Here is a 1,792-nt window from a genome sequence, read left to right as displayed (position 1 = left end):
GGCGGGGCCGACCGGTCGGTCGGCAGCGTGCGGTCGGTGTTGGTCGCCACCCACGCGGCGCCGGCCCGCACCGCGTGCGCGGCCTCCGCGAGGTCAGTCGCGGTGACATGAGGTCCGTAGCCCTGGAGCACCGCTGCGGGCTCCCCCTTCGTCACCGGGGTCAGTCCCACAGCACGAAGGGAGGCACTCACCCCCTCGCCACCGATCGCCATGACCTCGGCGCCAGCGGGCAGCCGCGCCGCGAGCTCACGGGCAGCCGCCAGCGAGCTCGTGAGGACGTGGTCGTCCTCGACGACGACCCCGCGCGCGCGAAGGTGCTCCCCGACAGCGGCCGGGGTGCGCGAGGCATTGTTCGTCGCGAAGAGGACCGGGATCGACAGCGCGTTGAGCACGTCGACGGCGTGGTCGATGGCCGTTGGGCCGGCGACGACCACACCGTCGATGTCGCAGACCAGGGCGTCGTGGGCCCCGGCGAGCGTGTCAGGCGAAGGGGGTGTCGTCACTCGTCGGCGGCCGGGTCGGCACCCTCACCGGGCACGTCGTCGACGACCTCCTGCAGGCTCACCCCGTCGAGCTCCTCGACGCGCTCAATGGCATCGGTCTCGCCGTCCTGGTCCGCGACGGCGCCTTGGCGAACCACGCCCGGGCGTCATCCGTGCGGTCGACCTCGAGCAGTGCGTCGGCGTAGGCATACCAGACACGCCCCGCCCACGGCTTGTTCTTGACCTTGTCGACCTGGCCCTGCAGCGCGAGCACTGCGGCCTGGGGCTGACCCATGTCGCGACGGATCCCGGACCCGACGATCAGCAGCTCGACCTGCTCCTCCTGGCCGAGCTGACGGGCCTCGGGCGAGCCCAGCAGCTCCAGCGCCCGGGCCGGGCGGCCGAGGCCACGCTCGCAGTCGACCATGAGCGGGAGCAGGTGGGAGGAGCCGCTGAGTCGCCGCACGGTCCGGAACTCGGTGAGGGCCCGGGCGTAGTCGCCCATCCGGTAGGCCACGAAACCGAGGGCCTCGCGGGCGGCCGGCACGCGACCGGCACGACGGACGGCCGTCTCCGCGTGGGCGAGGGCACCGTCAAGATCTTCAGCCTCGAGCAGGGCGGCGACCATGACGAGGTGCTGGGCGACGCCGTCGGCATTTTCCTTGCTCAGGGTGCGCAGCTGCTGCCGTACGCTCCGGTCGAGTTCCGCGCCGGTGACGTCCGGTGCGATCGCCGGCTCCGGCTTGCGGCCCTCCTTGGGGACGAGCCGCGAGCCGCTGCGGCTCTCGGCGTCCGCGTCACGCGAGGCTCCACCGCGCTCCGGACGGCCTCCTCGCTCGGGACGACCCTGACGATCGGACCGGTCGAAGCGGTCCCCGCGGTCGGGACGGCCACCCCGCTGCTGACGGCCCGACGACCCGTCCCGGTCCGGGCGACCGCCAGATCGCCCACGACCACCGGAACCGCCGCGACCACCGCCGGAACCGCCCCGGGGACCCTGGCCCCCGCGACCGGCAGCGCCTCCACGGCCACGATCCGGCCTGCTCGACCTCTCGTCCACGACATCAACCTCTCTTGACCTGTTGCCTCGGATCAGACTCTCCCGACCCGGGCTCTCAACGCAACACCCACCGACGATTCTTCCCCGTCAGCGGATCCCGGTTCGCACCGGCTGCCCGGAACGCCTGGTCCGGGAATGCAAGAAGCCCCCCAGCGACTCGCTGGGGGGCTTCTTGTGAATGTTTGTCCGGCTGCGTCCTACTCTCCCACACCGTCACCAGTGCAGTACCATCGGCGCTGAAGGGCTTAGC

Annotated in this window: 1 protein-coding gene and 1 pseudogene; both read right to left on the bottom strand. The window is 72.3% G+C overall.

All coding sequences use genetic code 11. The features are described from left to right. Positions 1–503: pseudogene (locus AC2W7J_RS17905) on the bottom strand (HAD-IIA family hydrolase); the annotation flags it as partial. Positions 504–561: 58 nt separating this feature from the next. After that, positions 562–1,542: a tetratricopeptide repeat protein gene (locus tag AC2W7J_RS17900; RefSeq protein ID WP_485984092.1), complete on the bottom strand. Its 981-nt coding sequence runs from the start codon at positions 1,540–1,542 to the stop codon at positions 562–564. Positions 1,543–1,792 lie beyond the last annotated feature (250 nt).

This window comes from Janibacter sp. CFPM2_SD2 (assembly GCF_057364645.1).
The sequence above is the reverse complement of the archived record's forward strand: the minus strand, read 5'-3'. Positions and strand labels throughout refer to the sequence as shown.